Here is a 22,517-nt window from a genome sequence, read left to right on the forward strand (position 1 = left end):
CCGCCGACTCTCTCGCGCTCCGGTGAATTCCCGGAATTCCGTTACGGCGCCGACGGGCGTACGAAGCTCCGCCGGAAGCGATAGGAGCGGGACGAGGCACCCACCAGAGCGGGGAAGTCGCGCACCCGGTCCCAGGCGGACGAGCCGCCGCCGCGCGGCCCGTCGGCCGCCAGGGCCGCCTCGTACGCCTCCACGTCGGTCCAGCGGGCGTAGTTGAGCACCCGGGCGCGGTCGGTCGACAGATGGCGCTCGCCATCGGCGATCAGATGGAAGTCGGCGGAGAGCAGGCCCGGGTCGGGCTCGCTCTCCAGGGCCTCGATGACCAGGTCCACCCAGGACCGGCGGGCCTGGGGATCGGGGTCGTTGAAGTCGATCTCGACCACGACGAACAGCCCGGGATCCGTCGTTGCCCCCTGGTCGGCGGCCGGCGCCTGGAGGCCGCGGTAGTGGCGGTAGTGGCGGTAGTGGCGGTAGTACGCGAGACCGAGCCGCTCGATGTCCGGGACCGCGCTGTCGACCGCGTCATTGCGCTGCTGGCGCTGGGTCCGGAAGAAGGCGTGGTAGGCGGCCTCGTCGGCCCACTGGGAGTGGTGCATCAGCGTATCGCCGTCGGTGCCCGCGTAGAGGTTGTACGAGAGCAGCTCAGGCGCCGGCCAGGGGCTGCTGTCCCAGGTGGCGCCGATGGTGTCGACCGTGGCCCGCTGCCGTTCCGGTGTGCCCACGCTCCAGGTGCTGAACAGCGCGGCGCCCACATCGGGCCGGGTGAGATCGGGCAGCGGTCCGGAGCTGGTCGGGGCGGACATGGCGGTCTCCTCGCGGTTGCGGACGTCGGAAGCCGAACAGGCCGGGGGAGAGGCATGCATCGGGGCCGGAGGGGCGCTCCCCCGTGGTGCGCCCCTCCGACCCCGATCCTGAAACTTCAACCGCGGTTCAAGTCAAGCGGCCAGGGGGCGTGGGGCCGAGTCGATGTGCGGCTCCGCCGCGCGTGGGCGCGAACAGCCACGATGGCGCCGCGGACGATCGACGGCAGGTCAGGGCACGTCCAGCGGAGCGCTTACGGGGTGTCCGGCGGGGCTTTCCCCTCCCCGCCCCTTCCCAAAACCGGGGCTCCGCCCCAGACCCCGATACCGGGGCTCCGCCCCAGACCCCGATACCGGGGCTGTGCCCCTGACCCCGAAACCGGGGCTGTGCGCCTGATCCCGGGCCGGGGCTGTGCGCCTGATCCCGGGCCGGGGCTGTGCGCCTGATCCCGAAACCGGGGCTGTGCGCCTGATCCCGGGCCGGGGCTGTGCCCCAGACCCCGAAACCGGGGCTGTGCCCCAGACCCCGGCCCGGGGCTGTGCGCCTGACCCCGATACCCGGGCTCCGCCCCAGACCCCGGCCCGGGGCTCCGCCCCAGACCCCGAAACCGGGGCTCCGCCCCAGACCCCGGCCCGGGGCTCCGCCCCAGACCCCGAAACCGGGGCTGTGCCCCAGACCCCGATACCGGGGCTGTGCCCCAGTCCCCGGGCCGGGGCTGTGCGCCTGATCCCTATACCGGGGCTCCGCCCCTGATCCCGGACCGGGGCTCTGCCCTTCCCGCGCATCGATATGCGGCTTCGCCGGGTGGCAGGGCTTCGCCCCTGGAGCCCGGGGTCCAGGGGCGAAGCCCCTGGTAACGGGAAGGGGCGGGGAGGGGAACAGCCCGCCGCAGGCGTCAAGGCCCGCCGGACAGCCCCTACGTCCGGTCCCCCCGCAGCAGCGCGGTGATCCGTGCCGCGGCTGCCCCCAGGTGGTGGTGGGCCTCGGTCAGCTGGGCGTCCGTCACCCCGTGGTCGCGGGCCGCGTCGCGGACGTCGTCTCGGAACCGGTCGAGCAACCGCTCCAGATCGCGGGCGGGGGCGCCGGAGGGGGTGAAGTCCCTGGCCCACTCGGGCTCCCGCGCCCCGGCCGTGCCGCCGCCACCGTCCCCGGCGGTCGGCTTCTCCTCCGCGCTGCCGCCCTCCGGCTTCGTCATGTCCACCCGATCGACCGTGACATCCGGCCCGGACGTCTCGTCGTCCCAGCCCCAGCCCCAGTCCGAGCGCGAGGTGCCCGGCCGGGAGATCCGGCCCATCCCGCGTGACACCTCGGCCAGCCCCTCGCGCACCGCTCGCTGCCAGTCGCCCGCCCGGATGTGCTCCTGCGTCTGCTCCTGGACCCGCCGGGCGATCCGCTGGACCTCCTCGCGTGCGAAGTCCTGCGCGTCCCTGGCCTGCTTACGGGCGCGCTGGGCGTCCTGCCGGGCCCGCCGGCTCTCCTCCTTGGCCCGGCGCGCCTGCTCCTTCCACTCCTCCTTCGCGCGCCGCATCTCCTCCTTCGCCTGCCGCCACGTCTCCTTGTCGCCCCACGTCCCCTCCCACGGGGCCTGCTTGTCCCGGGCGCCGCCGGAGGCGCGGGCCTGCTGGGCCGCCTCGCGCATCTCCCGCCGCAGATCGCTCGCGGAGCCGCGGACGTCCTCCCGGATCTCGGCGGCGAGTTCGGCGACCGACTCGCGGATCTCCAGCTCCAGATCGGCCAGCTCACCGCTGCGGTCGGCCAGTTCGGCGCGCCCGGCGTCGGTGATGGAGTAGACCTTGCGGCCGCCCTCGGTGGTGTGGGTGACCAGCCCCTCGGCCTCGAGCTTGGCCAGCCGCGGATAGACGGTGCCGGCCGAGGGCGCGTACAGCCCCTGGAACCGCTCCTCCAGCAGACGGATGACCTCATAGCCATGGCGCGGCGCCTCGTCGAGCAGCTTGAGCAGATACAGGCGCAGTCGGCCGTGGGCGAATACGGGGGGCATCAGAGGACCTTTCCCTGGGTGCCGTCGGTGGTGTCCGTGTCCTCCTCGGACGGTGGACGGCGCAGCAGCGCGATGGCGCCCGAGAGGGTGGTGGCCTTGAGGCTGCCATTGCCCGCGCCGAGCCGGCCGGTGATCCTCTTGGCGCCCCACTGGCCGGTGACCCGCAGATCGTCGAAGCCGTTGGAGACCGAGCCGCTGGCCGTGTTGGCCTCCACCTCCGCGTCGGTGGGGTGCGGCAGCCGGATGGCGATCTCACCGGAGACGGTGGTGAGGCAGATGTCGGAGCACTCGGGGGCGGGGGCCAGGTCGAGCACCATGTCGCCACTGACCGACTCGGCCCGCACCGAGGGCCCGGAGCCCTCGATGACGGTGAGGTCGCCGGAGACGGAGTGGAACCGCATGTCTCCGGTGACGGCCTGGGCCTCGACCCGGCCGGATACGGTGTCGGCCTGGACCGGACCGGTCAGCCCGAGCAGGGTGAAGTCGCCGGAGACGCCGCGCAGCTCGGCACGGCCGGACAGCCCGGAGACCACGGCGGAGCCCCCGATCACGCCGACGGTGGCGCTGGTGCCGACGGGCACGGTGAGGGTGACATGGGCGGTGCGGGTGTAATGGCCGAGCCACTTGCGGAAGCCCTTCCGGGGGAGGTCGTCATAGCCCACGCTCAGGGTGCCGTCGATGTGGGTGACCTTCAGCGGCGGGCCGTCGATCTCCGAGACCTCGAGCCGGGCGGGGCCGGGGGCGGCGCCGACCACGTTGACCGTGCCGCCCGCGATCTGGACGTCGAGCGTGGACACCGGGTCGTCGAGGGTGAGTTTCTGTGGCGCGTTGATCGACCACTGTGATCGGGCTGACATCCCTGGCCTCCCCTGGCTGGACGTGCGACGCGCCATCTGGACGCAACATATCGTGTCTCCCGCATAACACGATATATCGCGGACGGGCGGAGTCAAGCCCGGTCCGCCCCTGATCCGGCCCGATCCGTCTCTGGTCTGGCCCTGATCCGCCCCTGATCCGGCCCTGCATCCGTGCACAATCGCACGAGGTGATGGAAGATGCATGGCGCAGCCATCGTTTCTCTGTGGGCTGAATCGCACTTTTTGAAGAAACTCCTCCGGCCTGAGAATTTCCGCTAGAGCTTCGGTGGAGCCCCGGTAGAGCGTCATGGAGACATATGTTCGGGACTGTTACCTTCGTGGCCTCAGAATCGGGAAGGAAGAGGGGCCGTGGGGGAATGACGTCACAACCCTTGAATACCTCGGTACCACAGGAAGACGCGGAGCCGAACTCGGTTGCCCGACTGTTGTTGCGGGCGGCGCGCGACCATGCCCATTCGGGGGTGCGCTATCTGGTCGGACCCGCTGCGAGTGAATCCGTGCGGCAGTCTTATCCGGAACTTCTGGAATCTGCGCTCGGGCTCCTCTCCGCACTCCGCGACCGGGGATTGCGGTCGCAGGACAAGGTGGCCCTGCTGCTGGACCGTCAGCCGGAATTCCTGACGGTCCTCTGGGCCTGTCTGCTGGGCGGCTTCGTGCCCTGCCCGATGGTGCCGATCTCCGGTGACCCGGCCCGCTGGGCGGCCCAACTCGCCCATGTCAACGAGCTGTTGGACGGTCCGCTGCTGGTGACCACCGAGGCGACGCGGGCCGAGCTGCCCGAGGTGTCCGGGCTCGCGGTGGCCGTCGTGGAGGAGCTGCGGAAGGCCCAGGACGCCTCCGGCGCCGGGCGCGGGCAGCCGCCCGCCGTGCACTCCGCGGCCCCGGACGACCTCGCCCTGCTGGTACTGACCTCCGGCTCCACCGGGAATTCCAAAGCCGTCATGCTGACCCATGGAAATATCCTGGCGTCGATGGCCGGAAAGGCGGGAAAGCAGCGGCTCACGGCCGCCGACACCACCTTCAACTGGATTTCCTACGACCATGTGGCCGCGCTTCTGGAAGCGCATATGCTGCCGCTGTACGTGGGCGCCGAGCAATTGCATGCGGAAGCCGCGGTCATTCTCGAGGAGCCGCTGCGCTTCCTCCGGATCATATCCCGCCACAAGGTCACGATGACCTTTACGCCGAACTTCCTCCTCGGTCCGCTCAATTCGTCCGTCCATGAGATGGCGGAGGAGATATCGGCGGGCGGCGAAGGGCTCGATCTCAGCGCGCTGCGCCATATCGTAAGCGGCGGTGAGGCGAATGTCGTCGCGACCGGCGAGGCATTCCTGGCGCATTACGCCCCGTACGGCCTGCGCGAGGTCGCGCTCTGGCCCGCCTTCGGCATGACGGAGACCTGCGCGGGCAGCATCTACAACCGCGCGTTCCCGGCCACCGACGCGGGCCAGGAGTTCGCCAACCTCGGCACCCCCGTCGAGGGGCTGCGGATCCGGGTCGCCGACGACGACCACCGGGCGCTGCCCGCGGGCGAGATCGGCGAGCTGCAGCTCAGCGGCCCGATGATCACCCCTGGCTACTACAACAACGGCGAGGCCACCGAGGAAGCCTTCACCCCCGACGGCTGGTTCCGCAGCGGCGACCTGGGCCGGATCGACGAGGGCCGGCTGACCCTCGTCGGGCGCAGCAAGGACAGCGTCATCGTCAATGGCGTCAACTACTTCAGCCATGAGATAGAGGCCGCCCTGGAGCAGCTCGACGATGTCGCCGGCGGCTATGTCGCGGCGTTCCCGACCCGCCGCCCCGGCAGCGACACCGAGCAGCTGGTCATCGCCGTCAGCCCCGAGCCGGCGGACGACGACGAGGCCGGGCTGCACCGCATGATCACCGCGGTGCGCTCCACCGTCGTGATCCACTGGGGCTTCCGGCCCTTCCTCATCCTGCCGCTGCCCAAGGACGCCTTCCCCAAGACCAGCCTCGGCAAGACGCTGCGCCGCCGGATGCGCCGGCGCCTGGAGTCCGGCGGGTACGACGACGTCATCGAGCGGTTCGCGGAGCTGACCACCCGCCGGCTCGGCGGCCACACCCCGCCCGAGGGGGAGACCGAGCGCATCCTCGCCGAGATCTACGCCGAGATGTTCGACACCACCGCGGAGCGGATCAGCGCCACCGCGAGCTTCTTCGATCTGGGCGGCACCTCGCTGGACATCCTGCGGCTGCGGCGCCAGGTCCACCGGCGCCTGGGGATCGCGGATCTGGCGGTCATCGCGGTGCTCACGGCGCCGTCGGTGCGGCAGCTCGCCGCCCGGCTCGACGGCGGCGGCGCGCCCGGCGCCGCGGTGTACGACCCGGTCGTACCGCTCCAGACCGGCGGCGAGAAGACCCCGCTGTTCTGCGTTCACCCCGGTGTCGGTGAGGTCCTGGTCTTCGTCAACCTCGCCAAGTACTTCGTCGGCGACCGGCCGTTCCACGCGCTGCGCGCCCGGGGCTTCAACGAGGGTGAGAAGCCCTTCACCAGCTTCGCGGAGATGGTGGAGTGCTATGTGGAGGCCATCCGCGCCCGCCAGCCGCACGGCCCCTACGCCATCGCCGGATACTCCTACGGCGGCGCCGTGGCCTTCGAGATCGCCAAGGCGCTCGAGGCCCAGGGCGAGCGGGTGGACTTCGTCGGCAGCTTCAACCTTCCGCCGCACATCAAGTACCGCATGGACGAGCTCGACTTCATCGAGACCGCGACCAACCTCGCCTTCTTCCTCGACCTGATCAACAAGAAGCAGTCGCTCGACCTCCCCGCCGAGCTGCGCCCGCTGTCCCAGGAGGAGCAGCTGGCGCATCTGCTGCGGATCGCCCCGCGGACCCGGCTGGACGAACTCGACCTGGACCTGGACAAGTTCACCGCCTGGGCGGAGCTGGCTCATGGCCTCACCACCCTGGGCCGCGACTACCACCCCAGCGGCACCACCCGGTCCATGTCGGTCTTCTACGCGATCCCGCTGCGCGGCACCAAGGAGGACTGGCTGGCGAACGAGCTGCGCCGGTGGGACGACTACACGACCGAGCCCAACCGGTATCTGGACGTACCCGGTGAGCACTACACACTGATGGGCCCGCGGCATGTCGCGGCCTTCCAGGCGGTTCTGCGCAGAGAGCTCGACCGTGCGCTGGACGACGCCGACCGGGCCCGGACCGCGGGCCGGTCATAGGCCCGTAAGGGTAGGCCCGTAAGGGTAGGCCCGTAAGGGCCGGACACAAGGCCCCGCCAGGGCCAGGCACAGGACCCGACAGGGCCAGGCACAAGGAGAAGAGCAGGGTGGAAGGCAAGAAGATCCTGGTCACCGGCGGCACCGGGCAGGTCGCCCGGCCGGTGGCCGAGGCGCTGGCCGAGCGCAACGAGGTGTGGTGCCTGGGCCGGTTCGGCACCCCGGGTGTCGAGAAGGAGCTGAACGACCAGGGGATCACCACGTTCCGCTGGGACATGAACGACCCGCGCGAGGCGGCGTACGAGGGGCTGCCGGACGACTTCACCCATGTCTTCCACTCGGCGGTGCGCCGCGGTGAGGACGGCGACGTCAACGCGGCCATCGAGGTCAACTCGGTGGCCACCGGCCGGCTGATGTCCCACTGCCGGACGGCGGAGGCGTTCCTCTTCGTCTCCACCGGGGCGCTCTACAAGCGGCAGACCCTCGACCACGCCTACGCCGAGGACGACCCCGTGGACGGAGTGGCCGACTGGCTGCCCGCCTACCCCGTGGGCAAGATCGCCGCGGAGGGCGCGGTACGGGCGTTCGCCCAGGTGCTGAACCTGCCGACGACCATCGCCCGGCTCAATATCGCCTACGGCCCCGGCGGCTACGGCGGGGTGCCGATGCTCTACTTCAAGCGGATGCTCGCGGGCGAGCCGATACCGGTGCCCATGGAGGGCCAGAACTGGTGCTCCCTCCTCCACACCGACGATCTCATCGCCCACGTTCCCCATCTGTGGCAGGCGGCGTCGGCCCCGGCCACGCTGGTCAACTGGGGCGGGGACGAGGCGGTCGGGATGACCGACTGCGTGCGCCATCTGGAGGAGCTCACCGGCGTCACCGCCCGGCTCGTCCCGAGCGAGGTCACCCGGGAGACGTACCACTTCGACCCCGCGAAGCGGCGGGAGATCACCGGCCCCTGCCGGGTGCCGTGGCGCGAGGGCGTACGGCGCACGCTCCAGGCGCTCCACCCCGAGTACCTTCCGTCTTAAGCCGCGGCACACCGCCGTCTGAGGAGTGGCGACCACCATGGCATCACCATCACCATCACCATCACCATCACCGAACATCGAGGCCATCCGCGCCTCCTACGCGGGCTTCCGCGACCGCGACATCGAGGGGATCCTCTCGGGCATGCACCCCGATGTGGAGTGGGTGCATCCGGAGGGGATGGCCAAGTACGGGCTCGGCGGCACCAAGCTGGGCCATGCGGGCATCAAGGAGTTCCTCGCCCATGTGCCGACCGTGCTGGGCGGGATGAAGCTCGCTCCCGAGGAGTTCATCGAACAGGGCGACCGGGTCGTGGTGTTCGGCACCCGTGAGGTGACCTCGCGGAGCGGTAGGACCGTGACGCTGGACTTCGTCCACTCGTGGACGATGCGGGACGGCAGGGCGACGAGGATGGAGGACATCTTCGACACGGTGGCGTTCCATGAACTGATCGAGAGCTGATCGAGAGCTGAGCGAGAGCGACGAGCGCGGACGGCCGTCCGCCCCCCCGCCGGGAAGGCGCGGGGGCGGACGGCCGTCAGGTCTCAGGTCTCAGGTCTCAGGTCTCAGGTCTCAGACCGTACGGAAGACCTCTTCGTACTCCAGGCGCGGCAGCCGCCCCATCCAGGCGTCCGGACCCGGCTTGCCGATGTTGACCACACACACCGCCGCGTGCCGCCCGTCCTCGAAGAACTCCTTGGAGACGGCCGCGTGGTCGAAGCCGATCATGGGCCCGGCGGCGAGCCCCGCGGCGCGCACGCCCAGGATGAAGTAGCCCACCTGGAGCGCGGTGTTGAACCGCGCCGACCCCTCCCGGGCCTCCGGGTCGGCGAAGATCGCCTGCGGGTTCTCCATGAACGGCACCAGCCGCGGCAACTCCTCATGGAAGTCCAGGTCAGCGGCGAGCACCGCCACCAGCGGGGCCTTGGCCGTCTTCTCCTGGTTCCGCCCCGTCATATGCGTCACCAGCCGGGCGCGCGCCTCCTCCGAGCGCACCAGCACCACTCGCAGCGGCTGCTGGTTCAGCGAGGTGGGGGCGTACTTGACCAGTTCGTGGATCGCGCGGAGCTGCTCGTCCGTCACCGGCTCATCGGTGAAGGTGTTGGCCGTACGGGCCTCCAGGAAGAGCTGCCGCTGCGCCTCCGGCGCCAGGGTGAGAGGGCCCAGGGCCTCACTGTTCTCCGGTGCGCTCATCGAGCTCTCCTTGTGAAGCGATGGTGAAACGACGTGATCCGCCGATGAATTAATTGGACTGGACGGGCTAGTCCACTGCGGTAAACGAAGGCTAGACTCACAAGTCCATCGAGGGCAAGACCGGTTCGAAGCGAGGAGGTTGGGCCGTTGCGCACGGACAGCGGTCCCCGGCGCGGCGCGACGGGACGGCCCGTGGGCCCCCAGCCCGCCAAGCGGCAGGCGATATTGGAGGCGGCGGTGGCCGTCTTCCTGCGCGAGGGGTACGACCGGGCGAGTGTGGACGTCATCGCGGACGAGGCCCGCGTGTCCAAACAGACCGTCTACAACCACTTCGGCGACAAGGAGCGGCTGTTCATCGCCGCCGTCGAGGAGGAGCGGGAGCGAGTGGCGGCCGGTTTCGCCGCCGGTTCCCCGTACGCCCTCGGGCCGGACGGCGACGCCGCGGCCCCCGAGACGTACGACTCCGGCGACGCCCGCACCGCGCTGCTCGCCTTCGGCCACCGGGTGCTCGCCGTACTGCTCGACGCGAGGGCCTCCGCACTGCGCCGCCTGGTCATCGCCGAGGTCGCCCGCCACCCGTCGCTGCGCCCCGCGTGCGCGGAGGGAGAGCCCCAGCAACTGGTGAAGTACCTCGCCGAGATGCTCGGCCGGCGCACCGGCAGCGGTGAGCTGAGCGTGCCCGACCCGGCCACCGCCGCCCGCCAGTTCGTGGCCCTGATCATTCAACAGGGGCTCTACCAGTCGATGTACGGCACCCGCCCGCTCCCCGAGGACGAGGCCACGGCCGTCTGCGAGAGCGCCGCCGACCTGCTCGTCCGTGCGTACCGCCCATGAAGCCCGAAGAGAGGTGCCACCCATGCGGGTGAGCGTGCTCGGACCGCTGACACTCGGCCTCGGCGCCCGGTCCGGAGTGCCCAGCGCGATGAAGCCGCGCAAGGTGCTGTCCCTGCTGCTGCTCAACGCGGGCCGGATGGTGCCGGTGCAGTCGCTGATGGCCGAGCTGTGGGGCGATCAGCCGCCGCGCACCGGGCTGACCACGCTCCAGACGTACATCCTCCATCTGCGTAAGCTGCTCGCCGAGGGGCTGGGGATGTCGTCGGCCGCCGTCACCCGGGATGTGCTGCAGACCCGGCCCGGGGGGTACGCCATGGTGGTGAGTCCGGGCGAGCTCGACGTCCATGAGTACCGCGACCTCGTCGCCGAGGGCGAAGGCGCGCTGGAGGTCGGCGACGAACGGACGGCGGACACCTCCTTCCGGCGGGCGCTGGCCCTCTGGCAGGGCCCGGCCCTGGTCGACGTCACCCCGCACGGGCGACCGCTGCAGGCGGAGGTCGCCCGGCTGGAGCAGTCCCGGCTCACGGTCACCGAGCGCGGCATCGAGACCCGGCTACGGCTCGGCAGCCATCTGGAGGTGCTGAGCGATCTCGCCTCGCTCGTCGTGGAGCACCGCTTCCACGAGGGGCTGCACGGTCAGTACATGCTCGCCCTCCACCGCTCCGGCCAGCGCACCCGCGCCCTGACGGTCTACCAGCGGCTGCGGATGGCGATGACGGAGGAGCTGGGGCTCGAGCCCTCGGCGAAGCTGCAGCGGCTCCAGCAGGCGGTGCTGGTGTCCGACCCCCGGCTGGACCACGAGGCGGGGACGCCGGGGCGGGGGCCGGTGGTGGCGTGAGGGGCGGCCGACAGGGGCGCGGCGCCCGGCAGACGGTGTCCTACGCCGCCTCGGAAGCTGCCCTCAGACGTCGTCGTCCTCGTCGTCGAGCCGGGCCAGCCAGGTCGCCAGCCGCTCCACCGGGACCTCGAAGTCCGGGTTCAGGTCGACGAACGTCCGCAGCTGCTCGGCGAGCCACTCGAAGGTGACCGCCTCATCGCCGCGCCGCTGCTCCAGCTCCTCGATACCGCGATCGGTGAAGTACAAGGGTCGCTCCGGAAGGGGTGGTGTGGATCTACCCGCCCAGGATATGCGGCCCCGCACCCCGGCGAGCGACCGAGGGCCGCCGGGGTTGACGTTGACGCAGACGTCAATGTTTACGGTGCATCGACATGACCGACATGACAGCAGCACACTTTTCCGGCAGAGCGGTGATCGTCACCGGCGGGGGCACGGGGATCGGGCGGGTCACCGCGCGGACCTTCGCCGAGCAGGGAGCCCAGGTCCTGGTGGTCGGCCGTACGGCGGCCCGGCTGGCCGAGACGGCCGCCGACGCCCCGGGCATCCGGCCGCTGACGGCCGACATCGCGGCCCCCGGCGCCGCCGAGTTGATCGTGAACACCGCGATGGAGGCGTTCGGCCGCCTCGATGTGCTGGTCAACAACGCCGCCGTGGTCCGGCAGACGCCGCTCGGGGACATCCGGCGGGAAGCCGTCGAGGAGATGCTGGCCGTCAATCTGCTCGCCCCGATGTACCTCGCCCAGGCAGCCGTCCCGCAGCTGAGCGAGAGCGGGGGCGTCGTGATCAACGTCAGTACGGCGATCGGTCAGCGCGGCTGGCCGATCGCCGGCTCGGAGCTGTACGCCGCGCTGAAGGCCGCCCTGGACACGCTGACCCGCAGCTGGGCCGTCCAACTCGCCCCGCGCGGGGTGCGCGTGGCCGGTGTGGCCCCCGGCCCCATCGCCACCGGGATCGGGCATCACCAGGGGCTCGACGCCGAGCAGGTCGACGCCCTACGGACGACCCTGATCGAGCATGTGCCGCTGGGGCGGCTCGGCCGGGCGGAGGAGGTCGCCTTCTGGATCACGCAGCTCGCGCGGCGCGAGGCGGCCTACACCACGGGGGTTGTACTGCCGGTGGACGGCGGCGCGCTGGTCGGCTAGGGGGTGCCCGGCGGACCGTGCCGCCTGCGGCGGGCTTTGCCCCTCCCCGCCCCTTCCCACAACTGGGGCTCCGCCCCAGGCCCCGGTCGGGCGACCCGGATGTGCGCGGGGTATCCGGCGGGCCGTGTCGCCTGCGGCGGGCTTTGCCCCTCCCCGCCCCTTCCCACAACTGGGGCTCCGCCCCAGGCCCCGATCGGACGACCCGGACGTGCGTGGGCGTCCGCCCGGTCACCGGCCTGCGGCTCGACCACCGCGCCGCAGGTGGCGCGGTCGGCGCCCTGGCGGTGAGCTGATCGCGGCGGCGGTGGGCTGATCGCGGCGGCGGTGGGCTCGTCGCCCTCCCCCCGGGGGGCCAGGGGCGAAGCCCTTGGTAGCGGGAAGGGGCGGGGAGGGGAACAGCCCGCCGCAGGCGGCAACGGCCCGTCGGGTCCCTGGGCGCCGGTAGTCTCGCCGCATGCGGATAGGGGAGTTGGCGAAGGCCACCGGTGCCACGACCAGGGCCTTGCGCTTCTACGAGGAGCGCGGGCTGCTGAGCTCCGCACGCGCGCTCAACGGCTACCGGATGTACGACGAGCAGGCGGTCAGGCGGGTGGCCAACATCCGCTATCTGCTCGACGCCGGGCTCACGCTCGAGGACATCGAGCACTTCGGCGCCTGCCTGGACGGCGACCTGCCGAACAGCCGCCCCTCCGAGGCCATGCTGGACGTCGGGCGTCGCCGCCTGAGTGTGCTGGACGACCGGATCGCCTCCCTCGCCCGGGTGCGCGACGAGCTCGCCGAGCGGCTGGCCATCGCCTCCGGCGACCGGACCGCGGTCAGTCCGTCTGGCTGAGCAGCCAGGACACCAGCGCGCGGACGGCGCCGCCGAGCGCGGCGGCGAGGAGGGTGAGAAGGGCGGGGCGGCGGCGGTTCGGCATTTTTGACCTGCTTTCGTGAAACCGGCGAAGGCGCCGGGGGTACGTTTCACGATGTGCGTGGTCTGGGGTGTTGCGGCAGCCCGCACGCGTTGCAGTGGGCCGCAACGGGGGAGGGGCGATCCATGGAGGACGAACCCGTCAGTGGGGAGCTGGTGCCGGAGCGGGACGCGGCGCGGCGGATCGGGGATCTGAAGCCGATCCCGGAGCAGGTGAGACCGGAGTGCCGGGCGCTGGCCGAGAACCTGCGGGAGCTGTTCGGCACGGTCGGGGTGTCGGTGCGGGTCCTCGCCGTACGGCTGCACTACGACGCGGGGACCGTCTCGCGCTATCTCAACGGGACCGTGGTGCCACCGGCCGAGTTCGTGGACCAGCTCTTCACCCATGCCGCCAAGGCCGCCGGACGGCCGCCCTCCACCGAGGTCGTGGCCCATGTGCACACCCTGCAACGCCGGGCGTTGCAGGCCACCAACAAGGTGGGCTGGGAGCTCCAGCGCCTCCGCGACCAGCTCGCCGACGCGGACCGGCAGCGCCAGCAGGCCGAGGTGCGGGCGGAGGCGCTGTCGGAGGCGTTGCTGGTACGGAAACAGCGCATCGCCGAGATGGAGGTCGAGCAGCGCCGGATCGCGGTCGCGGCGGCGGACCGCGAGACCCGCGGCGCGGAGTTGGACCGGCTGCGCCAGGAGCGCGAGGACGTGACGGCCGAACGCGACCGGTTGCGGGAGGAAGTCGCCCGGCTCCAGGACGCGTTGGCCCAGGCCCGCCGTCAGGCGCTGGAGGCCGAGCAGCGGTGTGAGGCGCTGGAACACCAGCTTCAGGCGGAGGAGGAGGCCGCCGGGGCGAAGGCCCAGTCCGAGGAGCCCGCGCCGTACCGGCTGTTGCACGCCCAGGAACAGGTGGTGGTGGCCGAGGAGCGGGCGCGGCGGCTGGAGCGGGAACTGGCGGCGTTACGGACCGGCGACGCCGCCCCCGACGACCGTTCACCGATGGAATCCGGGCGCGTCCCCGACGTCTGGGGTGGTGTGCCGCGCCGCAATCCGCGGTTCACCGGGCGGGACGAGCTGCTCGCCGAGGTGCGCGAGCGGCTGCGGGCCGCCCCCGCCGACACCGCCGTGGTCGCCCTCGTCGGGCTGCCCGGCATCGGCAAGACGCAGCTCGCCGCCGAGTACGCCCATCGGTTCGCCGCTCGGTACGACGTCGTGTGGTGGGCCGGGGTGGACGGGCTGCCCGCCCTGGAGGAACGGCTGGGCGCGCTCGCCCGCGCCCTGGGCGGCGGGGACGGCAGGGACCCGGACCCGGCCCGCGCCGCCCTGGAGGCGCTGCGGCGGGGTGATCCGTACGGGCGCTGGCTCATCGTCCTGGACGACGCCGACGACCCGGAGGCCATCGCCGGGGTACTGCCCGCCGGGGGCGGCCATGTGCTGATCACCTCGCGCAACCGGGCCTGGGCCGACCACTACGCCGAGCTGCTGGACGTCCCGCCGCTGAACCGGCAGGACAGCGTTGCCTTCGTACGCCGCCGGGCACCGCGTGTCGGCCCCGAGGACGCGGACCGGCTGGCGGCGGCCGTCGAGGACCTGCCGCTGGCGCTGGACCAGACGGCGGGCTGGCTGGACGGCGCGTCCACACCGGTCGCCGAGTACGTGCGCATGGCGAGCGACGGCGAGCCCAACCCGGTACGGCCCGCCGCCGACTACCCGATGCCGTACCACTCCGCCTTCAAGGATCTGATCACCCGGGTGCGGGAGAGCACGAAGGCGGCGGCCGAACTGCTGCGCCTGTGTGCCCTGTTCGGCCCCGGCCCGGTCCCGCTCGCCCTGCTGCGGGCCGTCCCGGCGGGGCAGGTCTCCCCGGCGGTGGCGGCGCTCCTGGAGAACCCCAGCCAACTGGAGCTGGCCATCGGCAAGCTGGCCCAGTGGTCGGTGATGGGGCGGTCGGCGCTGGAGGCCGAGGCGGTGTGGATGAGCCGCTTCGTACGGGACGCGGTGCGGCGGCGGACACCGGAGGACAAGCGGGAGAAGGACGCCCGGGTCGTCCGCGGCGCCCTCGTCGCGGCGGATCCGCGCTGCCCGGACGACCCGGCGGCATGGCCCCGCTACGCCCGGCTGGTGCCGTACCTGGAGCCGTCGGGCGCGCTGGAGTCACCGGACGCCGCGGCGCGCCGGCTGGTCGTCGGGTTCCTCACGTATCTGACCCTGAGCGGCGACTACGCGACGGCCAGGGGTATCGCGGAACGCGCGGCGGGCGACTATCAGGAACTGGTCGCGCGCCGGGCCGCGCTGCGGCGCGAGACCGGGGCCTACGCCGCCGCCGAGGCGCTGGACCGGGCGGTGCTGAAGAGCCTGGGCGGGCTCGACGCGCCGGGCAGACTCGTCGCGATGGCCCGGCTCGGCACGGATCTGCGGGGCCTGGCCCGCTATGACGAGGCGTACGAACTCGCCCGCCAGCAGCGCGCCCTGTGCGCCGACAGCCGTCCACAGGACGGTGCGGAGGCGCGGAACGCCCAGCGCAGTCTGTCCCATTCGCTGCGGATGCTCGGCTCCTACGCCGAGGCCGCGGAGCTGTCCGGGCGGACGCTGGACAGCGCGCGTGCGGAGCTCGGCCCGACGGCGCTGGTGACGCTGGCCTGCGAGACGGAGCACGCGTACGACCTGCGGCTCTCCGGACGTCACCGGGACGCCCTGGAGCTTCAGGGGCCCAGCGTCGAGCGGCACGGCGCGGTGCTGGGCACCGGGCATCCGCTGACCCTGACCGCCGAGTACCACCTGTGGAGGTGTGACTGGGAGGGCGACCTCGATATCCACGCCCTGTGGGAGCGGGCGAGGCGCCTGCTGGGCGAGGGCGCCCCGCTGACGCTGATGATCGCGACGGGGGTCACCCGCGCCATCTGGCGTGGCGGTGACTGGGACGAGGGATGGGACATCGCTGAGAAGACCACCGAGCATTACCAAGCCGCTCTGGGGGATCGGCACCCGTACACCATCGGGGCCCGTGCGAACCAGGCGCTCATGCTCCCCACGAGGGACCGGGCGCGGTTCCTGGAGACGGTGCTCACGGACATGACCGCCACTGTTGGTGAGCGCCATCCCTGGACGCTGGGGATCGCGCTCAACACGGCCGCCGGCCAGCAGCCCCGGGACGGTTGCGCCATGAGCCGCGAAACCGCGCTGCACGCCGCCCGGACACTCGGCGAGCGGCATCCGCTGACCCTGCTGGCCCAGACCGGGCTGGCCGCGGATCTGCGGGTAATCCCTGGCGGACGTGACGAGGCGAATGTGATCGAGGAGGTGGCCCTCGGCGGCCTGACGGCCGTCCTGGGACCGGATCACCCCGAGACCGTGGCGGCCCGCAACCGCACCCGGACCACCTGGCACTTCGAGCCGCTTCCGGTCTGACGCGGCTCGGAACGGCCGGAAGGCCAGGCCCCCTTCGGGACCTGGCCTTCCGGTACGCACGGGTGCGTCAGATCTCGAAGACCTCGCCCACCAGCGCCCCCTGCTCCGACTGGTGCCGCTTGTTCGACCCCACCGCGGGCGAGGACGAGTGCGGGCGGGAGACCCGGACCAGGCGCTCGGCGGCGGGGACGTCCGCGCCGACCGACAGCTCCAGGTGGTCGATCAGGTTGAGCGCGACGAACGGCCACGCACCCTGGTTGGCCGGTTCCTCCTGCGCCCAGACGAACTTCTCGACGCCCGAGTACTTGGCGATCTCGGCCTGCAGCTCCGCACCGGGCAGCGGGTACAGCCGCTCCAGGCGGATGATCGCCGTGTCGTTCGCACCGCGCTTGTCCCGCTCCGCGGCCAGGTCGTAGTAGACCTTGCCGGAGCAGAAGACCACCTTGCGCACCGACGCCGGGTCGGCCGTCTCGTCGCCGATCACCGGGCGGAACGAGCCGTTGAGGAACTCGTCGGTCTTCGACGCCGCGGCCTTCAGACGCAGCATCGACTTCGGGGTGAAGACGACCAGCGGCTTGTGGTGCGGGTTGTGGACCTGCCAGCGCAGCAGGTGGAAGTAGTTCGACGGCAGCGTCGGCGCGGCGACCGTCATGTTGTTCTGCGCGCACAGCTGGAGGAAGCGCTCGATCCGGGCCGAGGAGTGGTCCGGCCCCTGGCCCTCGTAGCCGTGCGGCAGCAGCAGGGTGACACCAGAGGTCTGGCCCCACTTCTGCTCGGCCGAGGAGATGAACTCGTCGACGATGGTCTGCGCGCCGTTGACGAAGTCGCCGAACTGCGCCTCCCACATGACCAGCGCGTTCGGGCGGGCCAGCGAGTAGCCGTACTCGAAGCCCATCGCCGCGTACTCGCTGAGCAGCGAGTCGTAGATGTTGTACCGCGCCTGGTCCTCGGTGAGGTACAGCAGCGGGGTGTAGTCGTCGCCGGTCTCGCGGTCCACCAGCACCGCGTGGCGCTGGCCGAAGGTGCCGCGGCGGGAGTCCTGGCCGGCGAGCCGGACCGGGGTGCCCTCCATCAGCAGCGAGCCGATGGCGAGGGTCTCGCCCATGCCCCAGTCGATCGAGTCGTCCTCGATCATCGCCGCGCGCCGCTGGAGCTGCGGGAACAGCCGCGGGTGGACGGTGATCCGGTCGGGGGTGTTGACCTGGGACTCGGCGATCCGCTTGACGACCTCCTGGGAGACGGCCGTCTGGACCGTGACCGGGAACTCCGCCTGCGGCTCGGGGACCTCGGCCGGGGCCGGGGCCGAGACCGCGTCGCGGACCTCGGTGAAGACCTTCTCCAGCTGGCCCTGGAAGTCCTGCAGCGCCTGCTCGGCCTCTTCCAGGGTGATGTCGCCGCGCCCGATCAGCGACTCGGTGTAGAGCTTGCGCACCGAGCGCTTCTTGTCGATCAGGTCGTACATCAGCGGCTGGGTGAAACCGGGGTTGTCGGTCTCGTTGTGGCCGCGGCGGCGGTAGCAGATCAGGTCGATGACCACGTCCTTGTTGAACGCCTGGCGGAACTCGAAGGCGAGCCGCGCGACGCGCACGACGGCCTCCGGGTCGTCGCCGTTGACGTGGAAGATCGGCGCCTCGATCATGCGCGCGACGTCCGTGGCGTACATCGAGGAGCGGGACGCGGCCGGGGCGGCGGTGAAGCCGACCTGGTTGTTGATCACGATGTGCACGGTGCCGCCGGTGCGGTAGCCGCGCAGCTGCGACATGTTCAGCGTCTCGGCCACGACGCCCTGGCCCGCGAAGGCCGCGTCGCCGTGGAGGGCGATGGGCAGCACCGTGAAGTCGGTGCCGGCCTTGCCGATGATGTCCTGCTTGGCGCGGACGACGCCCTCCAGGACCGGGTCCACGGCCTCCAGGTGGGAGGGGTTCGCGGCGAGCGAGACCTTGATCTGCTCGCCGTCCAGACCGGTGAAGGTGCCCTCGGCGCCCAGGTGGTACTTGACGTCACCGGAGCCGTGCATGGACTTCGGGTCGAGGTTGCCCTCGAACTCGCGGAAGATCTGCGCGTACGACTTGCCGACGATGTTGGCGAGCACGTTGAGCCGGCCGCGGTGGGCCATGCCGACGACGACCTCGTCAAGACGCGACTCGGCGGCCGCGTCCAGCACCGCGTCCAGCAGCGGGATGACGGACTCGCCGCCCTCCAGGGAGAACCGCTTCTGGCCGACGTACTTGGTCTGGAGGAAGGTCTCGAACGCCTCGGCCGCGTTGAGCCGCCGCAGGATGCGCAGCTGCTCCTCGCGCTCCGGCTTGTCGTGGTTGCGCTCGACGCGGTCCTGGATCCACTTGCGCTGCTTGGGGTCCTGGATGTGCATGAACTCGATGCCGGTGGTGCGGCAGTACGAGTCGCGCAGCACGCCCAGGATGTCGCGCAGCTTCATCATGGACTTGCCCGCGAAGCCGCCGACCGCGAACTCGCGCTCCAGGTCCCACAGGGTGAGCCCGTGCTCGATGATGTCCAGGTCGGGGTGCTTGCGCTGGCGGTACTCAAGCGGGTCGGTGTCGGCCATGACATGGCCGCGGACCCGGTAGGAGTGGATCAGGTCGAAGACCCGCGCCGCCTTGGTGACGTCGTCGTCGTGGCTGACGTCGATGTCCTTGAGCCAGCGGACCGGCTCGTACGGGATGCGCAGCGCCTTGAAGATCTCGTCGAAGAAGTCGTTCTCGCCGAGCAGCAGCTGGCTCATGATCCGCAGGAACTCGCCGGAGGCGGCGCCCTGGATCACCCGGTGGTCATAGGTGCTGGTCAGCGTCATGATCTTGGCGATGCCCAGCTTGTTCAGGGTGTCCTGGGAGGTGCCCTGGAACTCGGCCGGGTACTCCATGGCGCCGACGCCGATGATCAGGCCCTGGCCGGGCATCAGCCGCGGCACCGAGTGGACGGTGCCGATGCCGCCGGGGTTGGTGAGGGAGGCCGTGACCCCGGTGAAGTCGTCCATCGTCAGCTTGTTCGCGCGGGCGCGGCGGACGATGTCCTCGTAGGCCTGCCAGAACTCGAAGAAGTTGAGCGTCTCGGCCTTCTTGATCGCCGCGACGACGAGCTGGCGGTCGCCGTTGGGCTTGACCAGGTCGATGGCGAGACCGAGGTTGATGTGCTCGGGCTTGACGAGGGTCGGCTTGCCGTCCTTCTCGGTGAACGAGTGGTTCATCGAGGGCATCGCCTTCAGCGCCTGCACCATGGCGTAGCCGATCAGGTGCGTGAAGGACACCTTGCCGCCGCGGGCGCGCTTGAGGTGGTTGTTGATGACGATGCGGTTGTCGAACAGCAGCTTCACCGGGACGGCGCGGACCGAGGTGGCGGTCGGCAGTTCCAGCGACGCGTTCATGTTCTTCGCCACGGCGGCGGACGGACCGCGCAGCGTGACCAGCTCGGGCCCCGCGGACGGCGCGGCGGGCTCCTTCTTGGAGACCGTCGGCTCGGCCGGGGTCGGCTTGACCGGCGCGGGCTTGGCCGGGGCCGCGGGGGCGGCCTTCGCGGCGGGGGCCACGGGCTGCGCCGCCGCGGGCTTCGCGGCAGCGGGAGCGGCCGGAGCCGCGGCGGCCGGCTTGGCCTCGGCGGGCTTCGCGGCCGGGGCGGCGGGCTTGGCCTCCGCTGGGCCCGCCGCGGCGGGCTGGGCCGGGGCCGCCGGGGCGGCGCTCGCGGCTACTCCCTGTGGTGGCGTGGCCACCGCTGAGCCGGTGTCCTGACCCGGCTTGTAGTCGGCGAAGAAGTCCCACCAGGCTCGGTCGACCGAGTTCGGGTCCTGGAGGTACTGCTGGTAGATCTCGTCGACGAGCCACTCATTGGGGCCGAAGGCAGCGGCAGGGTTACTCCCCTGCCCGTCCTGTTCATCGGTCGAGACGCTCGAGGTGTTGGGGGACTGTGGCGACACGGCGGCAACCGCCCTCTTCCGCTTCCTAAAGGTGGTGGACAGCGGGAATAAAGGCTACGCCTCTTGGACCCTTACGTGCAGGCCGCACTGGTCATCGTCGTGCAAGTCACATTGATTGGCGGGTTTCAGCGCATGACGCACCGGGAAACACACGGGGTTTCGTGCGTTTCCTCGGGCGCTGGGCAGCGCAGACGTGCACCCCTGCCGCTCGTATGTGCGCGACGGGATCGACTTTACTTCAGCTTTGATCTCTGGGGGTGCCTGGTTTGGGTTCCGGGCCAGGTCCGGGGAGGCTGACCTTGATCCGGCAGCCGCGCGGCGACTCCGCCACCCCTATCCGCCCGCCGTGCAGATCCACCGCCCAGCGCGCGATCGCAAGCCCCAGACCGGTGCCGCCGTCGCTGCCCGCACCAGGCCGCCGCCGGCCGTCCACCGGGGAGAGCCCGCCCCGGTTGAACCGCTCGAAGACCCGGTGCCGCTCCGCCTCCGGGATGCCGGGGCCCTCGTCGAGCACCTCCAGCTCCAGGCTCTCCGGGCCGTCGCCGCGCCGGGCGCGCACGGTCACCCGGCCGTGTGCCGGGCTGTGCTTCACCGCGTTGTCGATGAGGTTCGCCATCACCTGGTGCAGCCGCTCGGCGTCGGCGTGGGCGGTCAGCTCGGGCGGCGAGACGTCCAGGTTGAGGTGGACGTCCTTACGGGTGTGCGCGCCCGAATGGGACTCCGCGCCCTTGGCCATCCCGGCCTCCTTGAGGATCCCGGCCAGATACGGCCAGACCTCGAACCGCCGCGCGTGCAGCGGCACCACCCCGTTGTCGAGGCGGGAGAGGTCGAGCAGCTGGTCCACCAGGCGGCCCAGGCGCTGGGTCTGCTTCAGCGCGACCCGCATGGTCTCCGGATCGGCGTCCGAGACCCCGTCCACCACGTTCTCCAGGACCGCCCGCAGCGCCGCGATCGGGGTGCGCAGCTCATGCGAGACGTTGGCCACCAGCTCCTTGCGGTGGGTGTCCACCGCCTCCAGGTCGGCCGCCATCCGGTTGAACGCGGACGCCAGGTCGCCGAACTCGTCCCCGCGCTGCGCGGCCTGCACCCGCCGGGTGTAGTCGCCGTTGGCCATCGCCCGGGTGACCTCGGTCATCTCGTCCAGCGGGGCCGTGAGCCCGTTCGCCACGAACTGGGTGATCAGCAGCGAGGCGATGATCGAGAAGATGGTGATGACGCGCAGCTCGGTGTCGGAGTGCATCGCCGCGAAGACGAGCAGCGTGGTGATGATCACCGAGCCGACGACCAGCGCCCCCAGCGCCGCCTTGACCGAGCGGTACGGGTCGAAGGGGCGCAGCGCCTCCCAGATCCGGGCCCAGGTGGCGCGGGACCACGCCCGCCGGCCCGTAGGGGCCCCGGGCAGCCGCCAGACCCTGCGCGCCCAGCCCCCGGGAGCCTTGTCCGCCCAGACCTGGGGAGCCCTGGGCGCCCGGTCCCTGTGCGCCCGGCCCCTGGCAGCCGTGCCTGCCCGGACCTTGGGGATCCTGCGTGCCCAGCGGGCCTTCGTCATGCCGCCGGGGTCTCCAGGGCGTAGCCCACGCCGTGCACCGTACGGATCCGCTCCGCGCCGATCTTCCGGCGCAGCGCCTTGATATGGCTGTCCACGGTGCGGGTGCCCGAGGCGTCCGCCCAGTCCCAGACCTCGGCCAGCAGCTGCTCGCGCGAGAGCACCGCGCGCGGGGTGTTGGCCAGACAGACCAGCAGATCGAACTCGGTCGGGGTGAGGTGCACATCCGAGCCGCGCACCCGCACCCGGCGCTGGGCGTGGTCGATCTCCAGCTCGCCCAGGCGCAGGATCCCGCTGCGCGGGGTGTGCGCGGCCAGCGCCGCCCGCTCCACCCGCCGCAGCAGTACGTGCACCCGCGCGGCCAGTTCGCGCATGGAGAACGGCTTGGTCATGTAGTCGTCGGCGCCGACCCCGAGCCCCACCAGCATGTCGGTCTCGTCGTCGCGCGCGGTCAGCATCAGCACGGGCACCGGGCGCCGGGCCTGCACCCGTCGGCAGACCTCCAGACCGTCGAAGCCCGGCAGCATCACGTCGAGGACGAGCAGATCGGGCTGCCACGCCTCGGCCGTGTCGACCGCCGCCGGACCGTCTCCCGCCGTCTGGACCTGGAACCCCTCGGCACGCAGCCGGGCCGCGATGGCGTCCACTATGGTCGGATCGTCCTCGACGACGAGGACCCGGCGCTGTGCGCCAGGGGTGGTCGTGGCGGTCCCGTTGTGACCGTTGTGAGTCTGCTCCATACGCCCGCCCCTGCGTCTTCCGGTGAAACCCGCGGCTCGCGCCTGGTCATCGCTCAGCCGCGTTTGGTAGGCAAGC

General features: G+C 71.5%; 16 protein-coding genes. 8 read left to right on the forward strand and 8 right to left on the reverse strand.

Annotated elements, in window-relative coordinates:
• Positions 1-41: 41 nt before the first annotated feature.
• The 3 genes from J2Z30_RS24820 to J2Z30_RS24830 form a co-directional block, all read right to left on the reverse strand.
• Entirely contained in the window at positions 42-803 is a 762-nt protein-coding gene (locus tag J2Z30_RS24820; RefSeq protein ID WP_044570069.1) for an antibiotic biosynthesis monooxygenase, read from the reverse strand.
• Between the two features lie 914 nt (positions 804-1,717).
• Complete coding sequence (locus tag J2Z30_RS24825; protein ID WP_044570067.1) at positions 1,718-2,800, reverse strand: PadR family transcriptional regulator; 1,083 nt, start codon at positions 2,798-2,800, stop codon at positions 1,718-1,720.
• Positions 2,800-3,657, reverse strand: coding sequence for a DUF4097 family beta strand repeat-containing protein (locus tag J2Z30_RS24830; RefSeq protein WP_044570066.1), 858 nt, complete (start codon positions 3,655-3,657; stop codon positions 2,800-2,802). The genes J2Z30_RS24825 and J2Z30_RS24830 overlap by 1 nt, the downstream gene beginning before the upstream one ends.
• A gap of 377 nt (positions 3,658-4,034) precedes the next feature.
• Here J2Z30_RS24830 and J2Z30_RS24835 point away from each other — a divergent pair, with 377 nt between their 5' ends.
• From J2Z30_RS24835 to J2Z30_RS24845, 3 genes are all read left to right on the forward strand, one after another.
• Complete coding sequence (locus J2Z30_RS24835) at positions 4,035-6,881, forward strand: non-ribosomal peptide synthetase (RefSeq protein WP_044570065.1); 2,847 nt, start codon at positions 4,035-4,037, stop codon at positions 6,879-6,881.
• A gap of 107 nt (positions 6,882-6,988) precedes the next feature.
• Positions 6,989-7,912: an NAD-dependent epimerase/dehydratase family protein gene (locus tag J2Z30_RS24840; protein ID WP_044570063.1), complete on the forward strand. Its 924-nt coding sequence runs from the start codon at positions 6,989-6,991 to the stop codon at positions 7,910-7,912.
• A 37-nt stretch (positions 7,913-7,949) separates the two neighbouring features.
• Positions 7,950-8,372, forward strand: a complete 423-nt coding sequence (locus J2Z30_RS24845) for a nuclear transport factor 2 family protein (RefSeq protein WP_044570060.1) — start codon at positions 7,950-7,952, stop codon at positions 8,370-8,372.
• A gap of 111 nt (positions 8,373-8,483) precedes the next feature.
• On the opposite strand, the gene J2Z30_RS24850 is transcribed toward J2Z30_RS24845, so the two are convergent.
• Positions 8,484-9,104 (reverse strand): malonic semialdehyde reductase, encoded by a 621-nt coding sequence (locus tag J2Z30_RS24850; RefSeq protein ID WP_044570058.1) that lies wholly within the window; start codon positions 9,102-9,104, stop codon positions 8,484-8,486.
• A 147-nt stretch (positions 9,105-9,251) separates the two neighbouring features.
• On the opposite strand from J2Z30_RS24850, the gene J2Z30_RS24855 reads away from it, so the two are divergent.
• Positions 9,252-9,938 carry a TetR/AcrR family transcriptional regulator gene (locus J2Z30_RS24855; protein WP_052701364.1) on the forward strand — a complete coding sequence of 229 codons (687 nt, stop codon included), beginning with the start codon at positions 9,252-9,254 and terminating at the stop codon, positions 9,936-9,938.
• Between the two features lie 22 nt (positions 9,939-9,960).
• On the forward strand, positions 9,961-10,776 hold the full coding sequence (locus J2Z30_RS24860) for an AfsR/SARP family transcriptional regulator (RefSeq protein WP_044570057.1): 816 nt from the start codon (positions 9,961-9,963) through the stop codon (positions 10,774-10,776).
• A 63-nt stretch (positions 10,777-10,839) separates the two neighbouring features.
• On the opposite strand, the gene J2Z30_RS24865 is transcribed toward J2Z30_RS24860, so the two are convergent.
• On the reverse strand, positions 10,840-11,022 hold the full coding sequence (locus tag J2Z30_RS24865; protein WP_044570054.1) for a DUF6104 family protein: 183 nt from the start codon (positions 11,020-11,022) through the stop codon (positions 10,840-10,842).
• A 125-nt stretch (positions 11,023-11,147) separates the two neighbouring features.
• Here J2Z30_RS24865 and J2Z30_RS24870 point away from each other — a divergent pair, with 125 nt between their 5' ends.
• The 3 genes from J2Z30_RS24870 (at position 11,148) to fxsT (ending at position 16,227) form a co-directional block, all read left to right on the forward strand.
• Entirely contained in the window at positions 11,148-11,918 is a 771-nt protein-coding gene (locus J2Z30_RS24870) for an SDR family NAD(P)-dependent oxidoreductase (RefSeq protein ID WP_044570052.1), read from the forward strand.
• Between the two features lie 454 nt (positions 11,919-12,372).
• Positions 12,373-12,750, forward strand: a complete 378-nt coding sequence (locus J2Z30_RS24875; RefSeq protein WP_044570050.1) for a MerR family transcriptional regulator — start codon at positions 12,373-12,375, stop codon at positions 12,748-12,750.
• 207 nt (positions 12,751-12,957) lie between these two features.
• A complete protein-coding gene (fxsT, locus tag J2Z30_RS24880) occupies positions 12,958-16,227 on the forward strand; it encodes an FxSxx-COOH system tetratricopeptide repeat protein (protein ID WP_052701363.1) in 3,270 nt (1,089 codons plus the stop codon).
• 67 nt (positions 16,228-16,294) lie between these two features.
• Here the strand turns inward: fxsT and J2Z30_RS24885 are convergent, their stop codons facing one another.
• The 3 genes from J2Z30_RS24885 to J2Z30_RS24895 form a co-directional block, all read right to left on the reverse strand.
• Positions 16,295-20,155, reverse strand: a complete 3,861-nt coding sequence (locus J2Z30_RS24885) for a multifunctional oxoglutarate decarboxylase/oxoglutarate dehydrogenase thiamine pyrophosphate-binding subunit/dihydrolipoyllysine-residue succinyltransferase subunit (protein ID WP_044570046.1) — start codon at positions 20,153-20,155, stop codon at positions 16,295-16,297.
• A gap of 238 nt (positions 20,156-20,393) precedes the next feature.
• Positions 20,394-21,704: a HAMP domain-containing sensor histidine kinase gene (locus J2Z30_RS24890; RefSeq protein WP_245388379.1), complete on the reverse strand. Its 1,311-nt coding sequence runs from the start codon at positions 21,702-21,704 to the stop codon at positions 20,394-20,396.
• Positions 21,701-22,441 (reverse strand): response regulator transcription factor, encoded by a 741-nt coding sequence (locus J2Z30_RS24895; protein ID WP_014054863.1) that lies wholly within the window; start codon positions 22,439-22,441, stop codon positions 21,701-21,703. Before J2Z30_RS24895 ends, J2Z30_RS24890 begins: the two co-directional genes overlap by 4 nt.
• Positions 22,442-22,517: the final 76 nt, after the last annotated feature.

The sequence above is a fragment of the Streptomyces iranensis genome (assembly GCF_017874715.1).
In the GTDB taxonomy this organism is placed as follows: Bacteria; Actinomycetota; Actinomycetes; order Streptomycetales; family Streptomycetaceae; genus Streptomyces; species Streptomyces iranensis.

Excerpts from the sequence above, each read along its gene's own strand:
- J2Z30_RS24820 (WP_044570069.1), bottom strand. The coding sequence starts at position 803 with ATGTCCGCCCCGACCAGCTCCGGACCGCTGCCCGATCTCACCCGGCCC.
- J2Z30_RS24825 (WP_044570067.1), bottom strand. The coding sequence starts at position 2,800 with ATGCCCCCCGTATTCGCCCACGGCCGACTGCGCCTGTATCTGCTCAAG.
- J2Z30_RS24830 (WP_044570066.1), bottom strand. The coding sequence starts at position 3,657 with ATGTCAGCCCGATCACAGTGGTCGATCAACGCGCCACAGAAACTCACC.
- J2Z30_RS24835 (WP_044570065.1), top strand. The coding sequence starts at position 4,035 with ATGACGTCACAACCCTTGAATACCTCGGTACCACAGGAAGACGCGGAG.
- J2Z30_RS24845 (WP_044570060.1), top strand. The coding sequence starts at position 7,950 with ATGGCATCACCATCACCATCACCATCACCATCACCGAACATCGAGGCC.
- J2Z30_RS24850 (WP_044570058.1), bottom strand. The coding sequence starts at position 9,104 with ATGAGCGCACCGGAGAACAGTGAGGCCCTGGGCCCTCTCACCCTGGCG.
- J2Z30_RS24860 (WP_044570057.1), top strand. The coding sequence starts at position 9,961 with ATGCGGGTGAGCGTGCTCGGACCGCTGACACTCGGCCTCGGCGCCCGG.
- J2Z30_RS24870 (WP_044570052.1), top strand. The coding sequence starts at position 11,148 with ATGACCGACATGACAGCAGCACACTTTTCCGGCAGAGCGGTGATCGTC.
- J2Z30_RS24875 (WP_044570050.1), top strand. The coding sequence starts at position 12,373 with ATGCGGATAGGGGAGTTGGCGAAGGCCACCGGTGCCACGACCAGGGCC.
- fxsT (WP_052701363.1), top strand. The coding sequence starts at position 12,958 with ATGGAGGACGAACCCGTCAGTGGGGAGCTGGTGCCGGAGCGGGACGCG.
- J2Z30_RS24890 (WP_245388379.1), bottom strand. The coding sequence starts at position 21,704 with ATGACGAAGGCCCGCTGGGCACGCAGGATCCCCAAGGTCCGGGCAGGC.
- J2Z30_RS24895 (WP_014054863.1), bottom strand. The coding sequence starts at position 22,441 with ATGGAGCAGACTCACAACGGTCACAACGGGACCGCCACGACCACCCCT.